The sequence below is a fragment of the uncultured Ellagibacter sp. genome (assembly GCF_934636505.1).
Classification (GTDB): domain Bacteria; phylum Actinomycetota; class Coriobacteriia; order Coriobacteriales; family Eggerthellaceae; genus Ellagibacter.
In genome coordinates this window covers 36,804-53,084 of the sequence record NZ_CAKUAL010000005.1, presented here as the reverse complement: position 1 = coordinate 53,084, position 16,281 = coordinate 36,804, and the positions used below count along the sequence as shown (strand labels likewise).

Here is a 16,281-nt window from a genome sequence, read left to right as displayed (position 1 = left end):
TCACCGGCGGCTATCGCCCTTTCGTAGAGGGACTTCGCGTATTCCGGGTCGTCCTCCTCCACCAAGAGGGCGAGGCCGTTCGTGGCGTAGCGTTCGTCCCCGGCTGCAATCGCTTGTTCGTAGAGCGATTGCGCGTACTCGGGGTCGTCCCGCTTCACCAAGTTCGCGAGGTTGTTCGCGGCGTCGCGTTTGTTGCCCGCGGCAATCGCCTGCTCGTAGAGCCGTTCGGCTCGTTCCGGGTCGTCCTCCTCCACCAAGAGGGCGAGGTTGAAGGTCGCCCAACGCTCGTCACCGGCGGCTATCGCCCTTTCGTAGAGGGACTTCGCGTATTCCGGGTCGTCCTCCTCCACCAAGGCGACAAGGGCATTAATCGCTGGGAGACCTATTCCTGCAGCGATCGCCCTCTCGTAAAGGGATTTGGCAAAGCAGGGATCACTTGTTTCGGTCAAGCTAGCGAGAGTGTACGAAGCGTAGCCTTCTCCAGTTTTGTCTACTAATTGTTCGAATAATTGCTTCGATTTCTCCGGGTCGCTTGAATGAAGAAGAGCCGCAAGTCTCTCTAATGCATGGGGATGGCCCGCTTTCAAGGCTCGCTCGTAGTACAATGCGGACTGTCGAGGGTCTCTATCCCATAAAAGGTTTCCAAGCGAAAAGGTCGATCCGCGCTCATCGCCGGCGTCTGCTGCCATCTTGAATAGCTCGATTGCGCGTTGCGGGTCATCGATTTTCAGCATTTGACCAAGATAATAAGGAGCGAGACGCGTATTTCCTAGCTCGATGGCCCGCGAGTAGGCCTCTTTTGCTTTCTCGGGGTCTGAACCCTTTACGAGGTCCGCAAGCAGCATTGCGGCCTGCGGATCGCCCGCATTCATGCATTGCTCAAATAAAATTGCGGCGTGCTTCGGGTGGCTTTGCTGAATTGAAAAGGCGATATAATATGCCATCGAGTCATTGCGACCCGTCGCGATCGCAATCTTGGCCTTCTCGAAAATCAACTCATCCAGATTCTCTTTCGATAGTTCAGGCGAATCAAAATGCTCTTCTTCAGGCATAGCGTCTCCTCGAATACTTAAATGCGAATAGCAGTAGTCGAAACCGATGGGGTAAGATTGAAATAGTCCTCTATCCAGTTTAGCGAATAAGCAGACCAGACGCCAAACTGTTAGCTGCTAAAGTCAAAAGTCTTACTCTAATTCGGGTCTGATGATAATTCGAATGCGAAACGGTGGTCTCTTCGGGGGCTGCCGTTTTTCTTTTGCGCAGGTCGTTTCCCATATGTTAATTCTGTCCATCTGCGCCGATTTTCCCCAGTTGTGGTACTCTTTCTGCTCAGCGCGAACACTGCATTCATGCGCGACTTCGTCGCATACAGGAACGTATTTGGAGGAATGTATGAAGATCTTTGGTATGGGCACCCCGGAATTGCTCATCATCCTTGCGGTCATCCTGCTTATCTTCGGGCCGAAGAATCTCCCGAAGCTCGGCAGCGCTCTCGGCAAGACCGTGAAGAACCTGCGCGACGGCATGGGCGCCGGCAAGAAGGACAAGAAGGAAATCGAAGAGGCTGAAGACGAAGAAGAAGTCGAGGAAGTCGAAGAGGAAGAGGCGCCCGCAAAGAAGACCGTGAAGAAGACGGTCAAGAAGAAGAGCGAGTAACAGCCCATCCACATCGATGGATTTGCGGCGCGCGCGGTAGTGTAAGCGTGCGCCGCATTCGTATGTTTATTCCTAAGTAATAGGGATTGAACGGGGAAAACGGTGCATCGAACGATGCGCCGCTTCGTGTTTTTGAAGGGACTGACCATGGCAGACAGCAACTACATCCTGACGCCGGAGGGCCGCCAGAAGCTTGAAGAGGAGCTTCACTACCTCGAGACCGAGAAGCGCGCCGAAGTGGGCGAGCGCATCAAGGTTGCCCGCGAGTTCGGCGACATCTCCGAGAACTCCGAGTACGACGACGCGAAAAACGAGCAGGGCATGATGGAAGCCCGCATCGCTGAAATCGGCCGCATCCTCTCCGAGGCGACCGTCGTTGAGGCGCCGAAGCGCTCCTCGAAGGTGACCATCGGCTCCACCGTCACCGTTGATATGGGCGGACGCGAACGCGTCTTCACCATCGTGGGCGGCGCCGAGGCCGACGTGGCCGCCGGCAAGATCTCCAACGAGTCCCCCGTGGGCGCGGCGCTTCTCGGCAACAAGAAGGGCGACGAGATCGAGACCACCGGCCCCACCGGCCGCGTCATCAAGATGACGATTTTGAAGATCGAACACTAGGATAGGTATGGCTGACGAAACTACCAAGCAAGTAATCGAAGACGACCCGATCGAGGTTCGCAAGGCGAAGCGCGCGGCGCTTATCGAGGCGGGGGAGAACCCCTACGGCCACGCGTTCCACTACACGCACCACCTGACCGACCTCGATGAGAAGTACGCTGACCTTGAAGACGGCGCCTCCACCGAAGACGAAGTCGACGTGGCGGGTCGCATCATGGCCAAGCGCGTTCAGGGCAAGATCGCCTTCTTCGAGCTGCGCGACGCGACGGGCGACATCCAGCTGTTCTGCCGCATCAACGCACTCGGCGAGGAAGTCTTCGTCGCGATGAAAGACCTCGACGTGGGTGACTGGATCGGCGTGCACGGCACCATGATGCGCACGAAGCGCGGCCAGCTTTCCGTCGCCGTCACGGGCTACGAGCTTCTGTCCAAGTCGCTGCGCCCGCTGCCGGAGAAATTCCACGGCCTGGCCGACAAGGAGACGCGCTATCGTCAGCGCTACGTCGACCTTGTCATGAACCCCGAGGTCAAGAGCACGTTCGAGAAGCGTTTCAAGATCGTGGCTGCCATCCGCCGCTACATGGAGCAGCAGGGTTTCTACGAGGTCGAGACGCCGTTTCTGCATCCTATCTTGGGCGGTGCGAACGCAAAGCCGTTCGTCACGCACTTCAACGCGCTCGACCGCGACTACTTTCTGCGCATCGCGACCGAGCTGCCCCTGAAGCGCCTGCTCGTGGGCGGTTTCGAGAAGGTCTTCGAAATCGGCCGCCAGTTCCGCAACGAGGGCATGGACCCGTACCACAACCCCGAGTTCACCACGATGGAGGCATACCAGGCGTTCTCCGACCTCGACGGCATGATGGACCTCACGCAGGGCTTCATCCAGGCCGCCGCTATGGAGGCGTGCGGCACGCTGCAGGTCACCTACCAGGGCACCGAGATCGACCTGTCGGGCGAATGGCGCCGCGCAACCATGATGGAGCTCGCAAGCGAGCACGCGGGCGAGGAAGTGTCCTTCGACCGCACGCGCGAAGAGCTCGTCGCCATCCTAGAGAAAAACGGCGGGCATGCGGAAGACGCATGGGGCAAGGGCAAGCTCATCAGCGAGATCTTCGAGGCTGTGGCCGAGGAGAAGCTCGTGCAGCCCACCTTCGTGTGCGATCATCCGCTCGAGATTTCCCCGCTCGCCAAGAAGAAGACGGATAACCCCGAGCTCACCGAGCGCTTCGAGCTGTTCATCTGCGGACACGAGTACGCGAACGCCTTCAACGAGCTGAACGACCCGGTCGATCAGGCCGAGCGCTTCCGCGCCCAGGTCGAGGCGAAGGATATGGGCGACGACGAGGCCATGGGCTACGACGCCGACTACATCCGTGCGCTCGAGTACGGCATGCCGCCGGCGGGCGGCGTGGGCGTGGGCATCGATCGCTTGACGATGCTGCTCACCGACTCCGCCACCATCCGCGACGTGCTGCTTTTCCCCCACATGAAGGACGAAGCCCCCGCGAGCGGAAAGGCGGCAGCAGCTGCCGCGGCGGCGCGCGCTGCGAAGGCGGAGCCTGCCGAGGCGGCATCCGAGCCCGAGCCGATCGACTTCTCGAAGGTGGTCATCGAGCCGCTGTTCGAGGAGCAGGTCGATTTCGACACCTTCAGCAAGTCCGACTTCCGCGCCGTGAAGGTAAAGGAATGCGTGGCCGTTCCCAAGTCCAAGAAGCTGCTGCAGTTCACACTCGACGACGGCACGGGCAACGACCGCGTCATCCTGTCGGGTATTCACGCGTACTACGAGCCCGAGGAGCTCGTCGGTAAGACGCTCATCGCCATCGTGAACCTGCCGCCGCGCAAGATGATGGGTATCGACTCGTGCGGCATGCTCCTTTCCGCCGTGCATGAGGAGAAGGTCGAAGGCGACGCCACCGAGGAGCGCTTGAACCTCCTTATGGTAAGCGATCGCATCCCCGCAGGTGCGAAGCTGTACTAAGCGTTATCGAATCGCAGAGTCTTGAAAGGCCGTCTGGGCATTGTCCGGGCGGCCTTCTTCGTAACATGGCTGACCCGTCATGCGGTCTTGATGAATCCGAACCGCCTTCGATTTGTTTGGGTCTTGTTGATTTGCTTCGCGACGCTTTCTGTATTATGTATACGGACTTTCTCTGCATTAGCACTCACTTGACAAGAGTGCTAGTATGAATCGCAAACAAACGACCTTGTGAGAAACGAGGATACATGTCATTCGACAAGTTCACCGACAAGGCGCGCAAGGTGCTCGTGCTGGCGCAGGACGAGGCCCGCAGCCTTCACCAGCCCTATGTGGGCACCGAGCATATCCTGCTCGGGCTGATTCAGGAAAAGGAGGGCCTCGCCGCCCAGGCGCTTGAGCGTTTGGATATCAAATACGACGCGGTGGTGCAGGCCATCCGTCAAGTCGTCACAATCGATGAGAGCGCCGATGTGTCTGGCCACCTCTCCTTCACCCCGCGCGTGAAGCGCGTGCTCGAGAACTCCCTGCGCGAGGCCATGCAGATGGGGCAGTCCTACATCTCGACTGAGCATCTGCTTTTGGGCATCGTGCGCGAGGGCGAGGGTACGGCGCTCGACGTGCTCGGCCGCTTGGGCGTGAAGGGCGACGACATCCGCGGCGCCTTGAACGACCTGGTGGGGCAAAGCCCCGTCTATGCCGGCCGCAGCGCATTCGACGCGATGGGGGCGTCTCCCGACAGCATGCTCAAGGAGTTCGGCACCGACCTTACCAAGAAGGCATCCGACGGCAAGCTCGACCCGGTCATCGGCCGTGCGGGCGAGATTGAGCGCGTCATGCAGGTGCTCTCGCGCCGCCAGAAGAACAACCCGCTGCTCATCGGCGAGCCGGGTGTGGGCAAGACCGCCGTCGTGGAAGGGCTCGCGCAGCTCATTGTCGCGAACCAGGTGCCCGACCTGCTGCGTAACAAGCGCCTGTTCACGCTTGACGTGTCCGCGCTCGTGGCGGGCAGCAAGTATCGCGGCGAGTTCGAGGATCGCCTGAAGAAGTGCATCAAAGAGGTGCAGGACGCGGGCGACATCATCCTGTTCATCGACGAGATGCACACGCTCATCGGCGCGGGCTCGGCCGAGGGCTCCATCGACGCTGCGGCCATCCTGAAGCCGCCGCTGTCGCGCGGCGAGATCCAGGTCATCGGCGCAACGACCATCGACGAGTACCGTAAGCATCTCGAAAAGGATTCCGCGCTCGAGCGTCGCTTCCAGCCCATCACCGTCGGCGAGCCCAACGAGGAGCAGGCCATCCGCATTCTGGGCGGCTTGCGCGATCGCTACGAGGCGCACCATCAGGTGCATTTCACCGACGAGGCGCTTCAGGCCGCGGTGGAGATGTCCGATCGCTATATTCAGGATCGTTTCCTGCCCGACAAGGCGATCGACGTTATCGACGAGGCGGGCGCGCGCATGCGCATTCGCAACATGACGCTGCCCAAGGAGCTGCGCGATTTGGACGACCAGCTGCGCGAGGTTCGCTCCAAGAAGGACAAGGCCATCGGTGCGCAGGATTTCGAGACCGCAGCCGAGTTGCGCGACAAGGAGAGCAAGCTTAAAGCCGAGCGCGAGCAGGCCGAGAAGAAGTGGGAGGAAGACACCTCCAAGCAGGTCTCCCAGGTCACGGTGAAGGATATCGCCGACGTGGTTTCCATGACCACAGGCGTGCCGGTGTCCAACTTGACCGAGGCCGAAACCGAGAAGCTTCTGCGCATGGAGGGTGTGCTGCATGAGCGCGTCATCGGCCAGGACGAGGCCGTGACGGCGCTTTCGAAGGCAATACGTCGCAGCCGCGCGGGCTTGAAGGACCCGAAGCGCCCGGCAGGCAGCTTCATCTTCTTGGGCCCCTCGGGCGTGGGCAAGACCGAGCTTTCCAAGGCGCTCGCCGAGTTCCTGTTCAACTCCGAGGACGCGCTGTTGAGCTTCGATATGTCCGAGTACATGGAGAAGCACAGCGTGAGCCGCCTGGTGGGATCGCCCCCGGGCTATGTCGGCTTCGACGAGGGCGGCCAGCTCACGAAGGCGGTGCGCCAGAAGCCGTACTCGGTCGTGCTCTTCGATGAGATCGAGAAGGCGCATCCCGATGTTTTCAACATCCTGCTGCAGATCCTCGAAGAAGGTCGCCTGACCGACGCGCAGGGGCGCACAGTCGACTTCCGCAACACGGTCATCATCATGACGTCGAACGTCGGCGCACGCGAGATCGCGCAGACGACGCCGCTTGGTTTCTCTGGTAGCGACCATGCGGGGCTTTCCGATAAGGAGATCAAGAGCCGCGTGATGGCTGAGATGAAGAAGCTGTTCAGGCCCGAGTTCTTGAACCGCATCGACGAGATCATCGTGTTCAAGTCGCTCACCGACGAGCAGATCGCCCAGATCGTCGACCTCATGGTGGCCGATTTGCGTGAGCGCATGATTGCGCAGAACATGTCGATCAACCTGACGCCCGCGGCGACGAAGCTCATCGCGAAGGAGGGCACCGACACGACGTTTGGCGCGCGTCCCCTGCGCCGTGCAATACAGCGTCTTTTGGAGGATCCACTTTCCGAGCAGATTCTGGAAGGCAAGTGGCAGAGCGGCTCTATCGTGGACGTGGACGTGGACGAGTCCGGTGAGAACCTCGAATTCAAGCAGGGGTCGGGCGTCGTTCCCGCGCCGCGCAAGCGCGACAGCATCGCGCGCGATGCCGAGCTTCTGCTCACGAACTACGACTTGGGCCACGCGGGCTTACCGAGCGCGGGCTCAGGCGGCGGCACGGCATCGGGCGGCGCCGCAGACTAACGCGAGCGAGCGCTGCGTCGCGAGCACACGGCAAACCTATCAGGCGGGCACCTATCTCAGGTGCCCGCCTTTTTTCGTTCCGAGAGACTTTTGGGCTTGTGACGTGAATGACAGGAGGCGGAAAAGATGGGCAGGCAATCCTTTTCAGGGGCTGCATGGAGCAAACCCCCTCGTAGGTGGTCAACTGGACGAGTTGTGCGCTGTTTTTTTCGGGTTGCGATTTAGGGTGAAAATCGTGACCAGGCATTTTGCAGGGCGTTCTGGCTTAGGCCGCGTCTCTGCGTGCTCAGCGACCGCCAAAACGTCGCACAATTCGCTCAAGTGACCACGAACTGGCCTGTGTGCTCCCGCTGAGGGTTCTGAAGCGGTCGATGGACTTGCTTCTTGCCCGTTTCCCACCCGCGCCCCCAGCAGCCTCACGCCTCGCGCCCCGCACGCAGCCCGCAGCCTCTTTCAACTTGTTATGCGGAATGCCTCCGCTCGCTCGCTGCTTGCCGTAAAATAGCACGCAAACGATGCGTCGGGTCTCGGGCGCACTCGCACCCCCGCGGCCCGACGAACAAGGGAAGGACTCTCATGCCGAAAACGATCGACCCTATATACACGCCCTCCGTGCTCGATGTGCCGGACGCGATGTTCGATGACCTCGACTTCGATGCGCTCACGAAAACGGTGTGCGGCCTGCAGGGTGTTGTCGACCCCAAGCCGAAGACGGCTGCCATCATTCTGGCGGGCGGTTCGGGCGAGCGTTTCGGTCGCGAAGGCGGCAAGCAGCTCGTCGAAATCGCTGGGAAGCCTATTCTCACCTGGTCGGCAGAGGCCTTTGACGCCGTGGGCGACGTGGGGCTCATCGTCATCGTATGCCCCGAGGACCGCCAGGAGGAATACCTCAACCGCGCGATCAACCCGTTCCCGTTCGTCACGCCCATCGTGGTCGCGCCCTCGGGCCCCTCGCGTCAGGAGTCGGCGTTCTCCGGCCTCGAGTACGTCACCGACGAGTACGACTACGTCGTTTTGCACGACGGCGCGCGCCCGCTCGTTTCCCCCGAGCTCATCTTGCACACCATCAACACCTGCAAGGGCAACATCGATTGCGACGGCGTCATCGTGGGGCACCCCGCGGTTGATACGCTCAAGATTGTGGAAGACGGCGTCATCATGGGCACGCCCGACCGCCGCGTGTTCTGGGATGCGCAAACGCCGCAGGTCTTCCGCACGGGAATCTATCGCCGCGCGCACGCGAGCGCGCTTTCCGATGGCTTCGTGGGCACTGACGACTCCTCGCTTATCGAGCGCCTCGGCGGCAAGGTCCTCGTGGTGGAAGGCAAGCGCAACAACATCAAGCTCACGGTGCCCGAGGATTATATGATGCTCGCTGCTGCCGTGCGCGCGCTCTATCTGAAGCAGCCGGAGGAATAGCCGATGGATCCCAGGAACCTCCGGATCGGCCAGGGTTACGATGTCCACCAGCTCACGGAAGGGCGCAAGCTCATCATGGGCGGCGTGGATATTCCCCATACGCGGGGCCTTCTCGGGCACTCCGACGCCGACGTGCTCGCGCATGCGGTGGCCGACGCGCTTTTGGGTGGCGTTCGCGGAGGGGACATCGGCAAGCTGTTCCCCGACACCGACCCAGCCTACGAAGGCGCCGACTCCATGAAGCTGCTCGCCGCCGTGGCCGGTTTCGTGCGCGATCGCGGCTACGAGATCCTCGACGTTGACAGCGTCATTGCGGCCCAGGCGCCGAAGCTTTCCCCCTATCGCGATCAGATGCGCGAGAACCTGGCGCGCGCGATGGGCATCTCCCCTGAAAACGTGGGCGTGAAGGCGACCACGACTGAGCATTTGGGCTTCGAAGGCCGCGAAGAGGGCATTTCGGCTACGGCGGTGGCTCTTCTCGTTCGATGTACGGATTGAGTTTGCTATAATCCTACTTGAACAGAGGGGTTTGCTATGAATATTTTCAAGACGATCGCCGAAGATGTCCGTGCCGTTAAGGAACGAGATCCTGCTGCGCAAAGCTCGTTCGTCATCTGGCTCACCTACCCAGGCCTCCACGCGCGCTGGTCGCATGTGGTGGAACACTGGCTGTGGAATCATGGCCTAAAGAGCCTCGCGCGCATATCGTCGCAGTTCACGCGCTTCATGACTGGTGTGGAAATTCACCCGGGCGCCCAGATCGGCCGCCGGTTCTTCATCGACCATGCCATGGGCGTCATCATCGGCGAGACCACCATCATCGGCGATGATTGCACGCTCTACCAGGGCGTCACGCTCGGCGGTACCGGCAACGAGACCGGCAAGCGCCATCCGACTCTCGGCAACAACGTCATCGTGGGCGTGGGCGCGGCGGTGCTTGGCAACATCACCGTCGGCGATAACTCCAAGATCGGCGGCGGCGCGGTGGCGGTGAAGGACGTGCCGCCCAACTGCACGGTCGTCGGCATCCCCGGGCGCATCGTCAAGCGCGATGGCAAGCGAGTCACCAGCGAGCAGTCTGCCACCGCGAAGCGCATGGAGAACCTCCCCGATATCGTGGAAGAGCAGCATCGCTCCAACTGCGCGCGCATCGACTACCTGGAGGCGCAGATCGCCGCGTTGCGCGACGAGGTCTGTCCGCAGTTCAAGAAGGCGCTCGCCGATGTTGAGCCTGTAAGCCCGGAGGATTTGGAAGAGGACTAGGCGCCCGCCAAACGAGCGCTTTCCCAGCTATCACAAGAAAGTATCAGGAACCTTATGATTAAGATCTACGACACCAAGCTGCGCCAAAAAGTCGAGTTCCAGCCGAAGGAGCCCGGCAAGATCAGCATGTACGTCTGCGGCCCGACCGTGTACAACCGCATCCACATCGGCAACGCGCGCACGTTCATCAGCTTCGACGTGATCCGCCGCTATCTCATTTGGCGCGGCTTCGACGTGACGTTTGTGCAAAATGTCACCGACGTCGACGACAAGATCATTAAACGTGCAGGTGAAGAGGGTAAAAGTGCGGCAGAAGTGGCCGCTGAGTACACCCAGGCGTTCATCGACGACATGCACGCGGCTGGCGTGCTCGACCCCGACGTGCGCCCGCGCGCCACGGGTGAGATTCCCGATATGATCGCGCTCGTGCAGGAGCTCGTCGACGGTGGGCATGCCTACGAGGTCGAAGGCGACGTGTACTTCAGCGTGCGCTCGTACCCCGCTTACGGCGAGCTTTCCGGCCGCAACATCGACGAGATGGAATCGGGCCATCGCGAGCTTCGCGCCGACGGCCAGGGCCTTGAGGCGCGCAAACGCGACCCGCTCGACTTCGCCCTGTGGAAGGCGGCCAAGCCTGGCGAGCCTTCGTGGGATTCCCCCTGGGGCAAGGGGCGTCCGGGCTGGCACATCGAGTGCTCGGCCATGTCGCGCAAGTACTTGGGGCTTCCTTTCGACATCCACGGCGGCGGCGCTGACCTGGTGTTTCCTCATCACGAGAACGAGCGCGCGCAAAGCGAGGCCGCGTGCGGCTGCACGTTCGCGCGCCACTGGATGCACTCCGGCATGCTGCAGATCGCCAACGAGAAGACCGGCGAGATCGAGAAGATGTCGAAATCGCTCAACAACTTTCTGCTTCTGCATGAGGCGCTCGACATCGTGCGTCCCGAGACGCTGCGCATGCTCATGCTGCAGACGCACTACCGCAGCCCGCTCGTGTTCGGCGACGCCCGCTTGGCCGAGGCCGACGCGGCGCTCACGCGCATCGAGAACACGGTGAAGAACCTCGAGTGGCTGCTCGCGTCCGCGACGGCCGAGGGCGCGTGTTCGCTCGACGCTGCGGCAATCGAGGGGGCAACGCAGACGGCGCGTGCGGCCTTCGTCGACGCGATGGACGACGACTTCAACGCCCCCGCCGCACTGGGCGCGGTGTTTACCCTGGTCGGCGACGTGAACAGCGCGATCGCGGGCAAGGAGCCCACCGCTGCCGATGTGCCGGCGCTCATCGCCGCGCGCGACTCGATCGCCGAGCTCATGGGCGTGTTCGGCATCGACGTCGCGGCGGCTACTGCCGAGGGCGACACCTATCCCGTCGAGGTCGTCGACCTTGCCGCCGAGCTCGCCGGGTACGCGGGCGGCAACGCGACCGAGGCCGTTGAGGCGCTCGTGGCCCTTCGTGCCGAGGCGCGCGCTTCGAAGGATTGGGCCCGCGCCGATGCGGTGCGCGATGGCATGGCAGCGCTCGGCCTCACGATCAAGGACACGCCGCAAGGCCCTCAGGTGGAAATGGCGTAGCGCAGGCGCGCCTCAGACGAGCGGAAGAGCGTGATCATCTGAATACCCAACGCAACATGGAGCTCCTTGCGCCTGCAGGGGGTATCGAACAGCTGCGCGCTGCCGTGCGCTTCGGCGCGGACGCGGTGTACCTGGCCTCTGATCGCTTCGGCATGCGCGCCCGCGCGGCGAACTTCGCGCTTGAGGACATCCCCGCCGCAGTGGAAATCGCTCACGCTGCGGGCGTGAAGGTGCACGTCACTGCGAACATCCTCATGGAGCAAAGCGACCTGGCCGCGCTTCCCGACTACTTCCGCGCACTCGATGCGGCGGGGGTCGACGCCTTTATCATTGGCGATTTGGGGGCGGCCGCCATCGCCCGTCGCGTGGCCCCGCGCGTGGCGCTCCACGTGTCAACCCAGGCATCCGTCGCCAACTCCGAAGCGGCGCGCGTGTGGCATAGCTTGGGCGCGAGCCGCGTGGTGTGCGCGCGGGAGATGTCGCTTGACGATATCGCCCGCATGCGCGAGGACATGCCGGCAGACATGGAAATCGAGGCGTTCGCGCACGGTGCCATGTGCATGGCGGTCTCGGGGCGCTGTCTCATCAGCTCCTATCTCACCGGCCGCTCGGGCAACCGCGGGCACTGCACGCAGCCCTGCCGCTGGAGCTACACGCTCGAGGAGGAGAAGCGTCCGGGCGAGCATTTTCCCATCGAAGAAGACGACCGCGGCACGTTCATCATGAACGCGAAGGACATGAATATGCTCGCACACCTTGACGCGCTGCGGGCGGCGGGCGTGGACTCCATCAAGATCGAAGGGCGCAACAAGAAGGCGTTTTACGTGGCCAGCGTCGTGAACGCATATCGTCAGGTGCTTGACGGTGCGCCGATCGCCGATTTCGCCCCTGAGCTGGAGGCGGTGTCGCATCGCCCGTATGGGACGGGGTTCTTCTTTGGCGAGGCTGAGCAGGCTCCTAACTACGATGGCTATGAGCAGCAGGCGATGCACGTAGCCGACGTCGTCGCTGCCGACCCCGGGGACCGCACCATCGTTGCGCGCTGCCGCAATCGCTTTGCGGAAGGGGAGGAACTCGAGGTTCTCAGCCCGCGGGTGCCGATTACCCGTGTTGTCGTGCGCAATCTCACATGGCTGCCCGATCCCACGGAAAGCGATCCCGACCCTGCGCCGGTGCCCGTGCCCGTGGCGAACCGCTCGTGCGGTATCTATCGCTTCGCGTTTGGGGCAGGGGAAGGTGCAGTTGCCGCGACTGGGACCGAGACCGACGCCGAGGCTGGCGTTGCTCTCGAGGCGGGTACCAACGTTGCAGCCGACGCCGGGGCGAGCGATGCCGCTGCAGCTGGTGCCGATGCTGTTCCCGCGGCTCGCGCGGGTGCAGGCATCACCGGTCTCGCCCTTCCTGCTGCGGGGGACTTCCTGCGCGTGCGCCGCTTCCGGCGCTCGGCACGCTCGGGCGCGTAAGGCAGTGTGACGCCCGCGATCGGCGCGAGCTTTCGAGGGCGTCACGTTCCCATTTCGGGACACACGAGCCAAGCCCCTGAGGCGATTCCCGTCGCGCCGCTTCTCCCACTCCCGACTCATTTTCCCCTCCCTGATAGCTACGCCCGGGGGCGTGATATAGCCACTTTCACGTGGGATTTCGAAAAAGCGCCTGGTGCTCGCTAATTCTTCGCCCCGCCCTTAAAACTCCGCGCGCTTCTTGATATCATGTTCCCAAGGTAAACCCGATGAAAGGGGTCGCTTATGGGAACCAAGGCGGTCGATGCTCTCGAAATATCCTTTGAGGATATGCCCATGTACCTGCGCGCCAAGCATTCGGTGTACATGGACGTCAACGGAGCGAGCTATTACCTCACCGATGTGAACGATCGGTACTGGCGCGCGCAGGACACCTCCCAGAAAAACGAGAAGGGCCACTATGTCGATTGCAGCGAGCTTGTGCCGACGGTCGGCGAGTTCCTCGACATTCCCTTCGTCGATGGCAAGAGCCTGAAGGAAGTGTTCGACGACGCGACATTCTACGCATCGGAAAAGCCCGAAGACGAGTAAAAGGCGAGGGCCACTTCGACAATCAAATAGCAATACCTTAAGGCGGCTTCGGCCGCCTCTTTAATTGCTACTGTTGTGATACCATGTGACTCGTAACGGTGGTCGCGCCAGGGGGAGCGGCCTTTGGCTTAGACGACGAGAAAGAGAGAAGCCTTATGGCAGAAGAACAAGAGTGCTCGCATTCGTGCGGCAGCTGCGGCGTTGAGGGCTGCGGCGAGCGCACGGCACCTTCCAAGTACACGACCAACGCGGCGAGCAACGTGAATCACGTGATCGGCGTTGTGTCCGGCAAGGGCGGCGTCGGCAAGTCCCTCGTGACGAGCCTGCTCGCAAGCGAGCTGCGCAAGAAGGGTTTCAACGTCGGCATCTTGGACGCTGACGTCACCGGCCCTTCCATCCCGAAGACGTTCGGCGTGACCGACAAGCTGCATGCTGACGAGACGGGCATCTACCCGGCGCTCACCGACAGCGGCATCAAGGTCATGTCCGTGAACCTCATGCTTCCGAAGGGCGATATGCCCGTCGCATGGCGCGGCCCGGTCGTCTCCGGCATCATCAAGCAGTTCTGGGACGAGACCAACTGGGGCGACGTCGACTACATGCTGATTGACATGCCTCCGGGAACGTCGGATGTGTTCCTCACGGTGTTCCAGATGCTGCCCGTTGATGGCATCGTCACGGTTTCCGCACCTCAGGAGCTTGTTGCCATGATCGTCGGCAAGGCGGTCAACCTGGCGCACGACCTGGATGTCCCCGTTGTGGGCTTGGTCGAAAACATGGCGTACTTCAAGTGCGACGAGTGCGGCAAGGAACATCACATCTTCGGCGAGCCCCAGGGTGCCGCCGTTGCCGAGAAGTATGGCATTCCTGCGGTGGCAACGCTGCCGATCGACCCGAAGTTCGCAGCGCTCTGCGACGAGGGCAAGGTCGAGGAATACGACGTTGCCGGTGCGCTCGACGACATCATCGCCCATGTGGAGGCTGCAAAGCGCGAAGAGGCCGAGGAGAAGGCCGAATAGCACGCGCCCGAGGGTAAATGCCTAAGCGACATCCGATTCACCAAGCGCCGTCTCGCATGATGCGGGCGGCGCTTTTGTTTTGGGGTAGGGGAAGCTGGCGAGGTCCCCTGTACGAAAACGACGATAAGTTGTGCAGGAACTATGCAGGACTCCTCAAAAGAAGTGAATTTGGGGAATAACGTGACCTGGTTTCATCTTGAGTGCGACATTTTCGGTACAGACAACGAGGAAAAACAGGCGGCATCACCATTCCTTCACAACTTATCGTCAATCTTGTACATGGGCATCCGAGTAGGCGTGCCTGCCGGGATGCCAAGCTCGTTTCCCGCAGTGTCGTGCATCGGGCGGCGTCGTTCGTCGCGCATCGGGCTGTGCGCGTCGGGTGTCACGCACCGGGCGTCGTTCGTCGTGCGTTATGCGTCGTGCGCTGCGCTGCGTGCGGCTTTTGCAAGCTCGCTGAAAACTTTTTCAAAAAAGTGCTTGACCGAAATCGCCGTTCTGTTAATATAGTCGATGCACCTTTTACGGGGAATTAGCTCAGCTGGGAGAGCGCATGGCTGGCAGCCATGAGGTCAGGGGTTCGAACCCCCTATTCTCCACCATGAATTCAATCGCTGGTCGAACAATCGGCCAGCGATTTTTTTTATGTTCAGATTGAAGGGTCTGAATCCCGCTCGAGGGCCTTCCTCTCGGGATACCTCGGTTTTTGTGCCACATTCGCAAAACGGGGGTAGCGGGTTGTGTCCAGGATGCACATTGCGAGGGCAACCTGGTTTTCTCCATTGCTTTCCTGCTTGTTTGTTCCTGTCGCGCTGCGATCCTGCTTTCCCACTCGTCGCATTTACGAACTTTGTGGGATGTGGCGTTTGATTGCCTCCCTGTAGGCTTTCCCGTAGCGCGTTGGCGTGGTGTTTCTGCGGGTGATAATCCCGATGGTCATGGTCTCGTCCACGTCTAGCGGAACCGAGATGATGTTCTCGCCATTGAGCTCGTGCGATATGATCCCGCTGCACACAGTGTACCCATTCAGCCCCACTGCCAGGTTGAACAGCGTCGCGCGGTCGCGCACGCGGATGTTCTTGCGGCGGTCGAGCGTGCTGAGCAGCTCCTCGCTGAAGTAGAACGAGTTGAAATCTCCCTGCTCGTAGGAAAGGTAGGGGAAGTCGTCGAGGTCGTCGAGCGTTACCGACTCGCGCCCCGCAAGCGGATGCGCGCTCGAGATGAACACGTGCGGCTCGGCGGTGAACAGGGGCTCGAACACGAGGTCCTGGCTGCGCAGCATCTTTTCGATGACCTCGTGGTTTCGCTTGGAGAGATAGATGATTCCCAGTTCACTTTTCATGCGCGAGACATCCTCGATGATCTCGTGCGTTTGCTCCTCGCGCAGGGTGAAATCGTAGCGGAAGGCGTTGAACTCGCGTATGACGTCGACAAACGCGTTAACGGCGAACGAATAGTGCTGACAGGAGACGGCGAAGTGGGGGACTTGCTGCGTCTCGCCCTTGTATTTCTCCTCCAGAAGGTCGGCCTGCTCGAGCACTTGCCGGGCATATCCCAGAAACGTCTCACCCTCCGACGTCACCACGACGCCCTTGTTCGTGCGTTCGAAGATGACGACGCCCATCTCGTGCTCCAGGTCGCGGATCGCGGCGGTGATGGAAGGCTGCGACACGAACAGGCGCCTCGACGCCTCGGTGATGTTGCCCATCTCGGCGACTTTCACGACGTATTTCAGCTGCTGCAGTTTCATGGGCGCTCCTCGCCTGCGGGTCATCGGGGTTCAAGGATAGGGGAAAATGACGCTCTTGCAGGCGTTTCGCGCAAAGAATGCAAAAGGGGAGAGCTTGTCGCCCTCCCCTTTGGGGTCGCGTGCG

The 16,281-nt window shown here is 61.3% G+C and carries 14 protein-coding genes and 1 tRNA gene; 13 read left to right on the top strand and 2 right to left on the bottom strand.

Annotated features, from left to right (window positions below; translation table 11 throughout):
- On the bottom strand, positions 1-1,052 hold a 1,052-nt coding region (locus tag Q0G18_RS01290; protein WP_297148778.1), incomplete at its 3' end, for a hypothetical protein.
- A gap of 340 nt (positions 1,053-1,392) precedes the next feature.
- Here Q0G18_RS01290 and tatA point away from each other — a divergent pair.
- From tatA to Q0G18_RS01225, 13 genes are all read left to right on the top strand, one after another.
- Entirely contained in the window at positions 1,393-1,656 is a 264-nt protein-coding gene (gene tatA / locus Q0G18_RS01285) for a twin-arginine translocase TatA/TatE family subunit (RefSeq protein ID WP_158050355.1), read from the top strand.
- A gap of 147 nt (positions 1,657-1,803) precedes the next feature.
- Positions 1,804-2,274: a transcription elongation factor GreA gene (gene greA, locus Q0G18_RS01280; RefSeq protein ID WP_276997304.1), complete on the top strand. Its 471-nt coding sequence runs from the start codon at positions 1,804-1,806 to the stop codon at positions 2,272-2,274.
- Between the two features lie 7 nt (positions 2,275-2,281).
- Positions 2,282-4,255: a lysine--tRNA ligase gene (gene lysS / locus Q0G18_RS01275; RefSeq protein WP_297148775.1), complete on the top strand. Its 1,974-nt coding sequence runs from the start codon at positions 2,282-2,284 to the stop codon at positions 4,253-4,255.
- 245 nt (positions 4,256-4,500) lie between these two features.
- On the top strand, positions 4,501-7,083 hold the full coding sequence (locus Q0G18_RS01270) for an ATP-dependent Clp protease ATP-binding subunit (protein WP_297148772.1): 2,583 nt from the start codon (positions 4,501-4,503) through the stop codon (positions 7,081-7,083).
- Between the two features lie 576 nt (positions 7,084-7,659).
- Complete coding sequence (gene ispD, locus Q0G18_RS01265) at positions 7,660-8,502, top strand: 2-C-methyl-D-erythritol 4-phosphate cytidylyltransferase (protein WP_158050347.1); 843 nt, start codon at positions 7,660-7,662, stop codon at positions 8,500-8,502.
- 3 nt (positions 8,503-8,505) lie between these two features.
- Positions 8,506-9,000 (top strand): 2-C-methyl-D-erythritol 2,4-cyclodiphosphate synthase, encoded by a 495-nt coding sequence (gene ispF / locus Q0G18_RS01260; protein ID WP_296062595.1) that lies wholly within the window; start codon positions 8,506-8,508, stop codon positions 8,998-9,000.
- A gap of 36 nt (positions 9,001-9,036) precedes the next feature.
- Positions 9,037-9,765, top strand: a complete 729-nt coding sequence (gene cysE / locus Q0G18_RS01255; RefSeq protein ID WP_366768858.1) for a serine O-acetyltransferase — start codon at positions 9,037-9,039, stop codon at positions 9,763-9,765.
- A 54-nt stretch (positions 9,766-9,819) separates the two neighbouring features.
- The gene (cysS, locus tag Q0G18_RS01250) at positions 9,820-11,337 is read left to right on the top strand and encodes a cysteine--tRNA ligase (protein ID WP_297148769.1); all 1,518 of its coding nucleotides are present in this window, start codon (positions 9,820-9,822) and stop codon (positions 11,335-11,337) included.
- 56 nt (positions 11,338-11,393) lie between these two features.
- Complete coding sequence (locus Q0G18_RS01245) at positions 11,394-12,800, top strand: peptidase U32 family protein (protein ID WP_297148767.1); 1,407 nt, start codon at positions 11,394-11,396, stop codon at positions 12,798-12,800.
- Between the two features lie 282 nt (positions 12,801-13,082).
- On the top strand, positions 13,083-13,388 hold the full coding sequence (locus Q0G18_RS01240) for a CDP-alcohol phosphatidyltransferase (protein WP_276998991.1): 306 nt from the start codon (positions 13,083-13,085) through the stop codon (positions 13,386-13,388).
- 155 nt (positions 13,389-13,543) lie between these two features.
- Entirely contained in the window at positions 13,544-14,407 is an 864-nt protein-coding gene (locus Q0G18_RS01235; RefSeq protein WP_297148765.1) for an Mrp/NBP35 family ATP-binding protein, read from the top strand.
- Positions 14,408-14,575: 168 nt separating this feature from the next.
- Positions 14,576-14,917, top strand: a complete 342-nt coding sequence (locus Q0G18_RS01230; RefSeq protein WP_297148763.1) for a hypothetical protein — start codon at positions 14,576-14,578, stop codon at positions 14,915-14,917.
- A 16-nt stretch (positions 14,918-14,933) separates the two neighbouring features.
- Positions 14,934-15,009: transfer RNA gene (locus Q0G18_RS01225), tRNA-Ala, on the top strand.
- Positions 15,010-15,248: 239 nt separating this feature from the next.
- On the opposite strand, the gene Q0G18_RS01220 is transcribed toward Q0G18_RS01225, so the two are convergent.
- Positions 15,249-16,157, bottom strand: a complete 909-nt coding sequence (locus Q0G18_RS01220) for a LysR family transcriptional regulator (protein ID WP_297148760.1) — start codon at positions 16,155-16,157, stop codon at positions 15,249-15,251.
- Positions 16,158-16,281 lie beyond the last annotated feature (124 nt).

What these genes read in the sequence shown, in the direction of transcription:
- Q0G18_RS01270 (WP_297148772.1), top strand. Translation starts at nt 4,501, where the DNA reads ATGTCATTCGACAAGTTCACCGACAAGGCGCGCAAGGTGCTCGTGCTG.
- Q0G18_RS01240 (WP_276998991.1), top strand. Translation starts at nt 13,083, where the DNA reads ATGGGAACCAAGGCGGTCGATGCTCTCGAAATATCCTTTGAGGATATG.
- ispF (WP_296062595.1), top strand. Translation starts at nt 8,506, where the DNA reads ATGGATCCCAGGAACCTCCGGATCGGCCAGGGTTACGATGTCCACCAG.
- ispD (WP_158050347.1), top strand. Translation starts at nt 7,660, where the DNA reads ATGCCGAAAACGATCGACCCTATATACACGCCCTCCGTGCTCGATGTG.
- greA (WP_276997304.1), top strand. Translation starts at nt 1,804, where the DNA reads ATGGCAGACAGCAACTACATCCTGACGCCGGAGGGCCGCCAGAAGCTT.
- Q0G18_RS01220 (WP_297148760.1), bottom strand. Translation starts at nt 16,157, where the DNA reads ATGAAACTGCAGCAGCTGAAATACGTCGTGAAAGTCGCCGAGATGGGC.
- cysS (WP_297148769.1), top strand. Translation starts at nt 9,820, where the DNA reads ATGATTAAGATCTACGACACCAAGCTGCGCCAAAAAGTCGAGTTCCAG.
- lysS (WP_297148775.1), top strand. Translation starts at nt 2,282, where the DNA reads ATGGCTGACGAAACTACCAAGCAAGTAATCGAAGACGACCCGATCGAG.
- cysE (WP_366768858.1), top strand. Translation starts at nt 9,037, where the DNA reads ATGAATATTTTCAAGACGATCGCCGAAGATGTCCGTGCCGTTAAGGAA.
- Q0G18_RS01245 (WP_297148767.1), top strand. Translation starts at nt 11,394, where the DNA reads ATGGAGCTCCTTGCGCCTGCAGGGGGTATCGAACAGCTGCGCGCTGCC.
- Q0G18_RS01235 (WP_297148765.1), top strand. Translation starts at nt 13,544, where the DNA reads ATGGCAGAAGAACAAGAGTGCTCGCATTCGTGCGGCAGCTGCGGCGTT.
- tatA (WP_158050355.1), top strand. Translation starts at nt 1,393, where the DNA reads ATGAAGATCTTTGGTATGGGCACCCCGGAATTGCTCATCATCCTTGCG.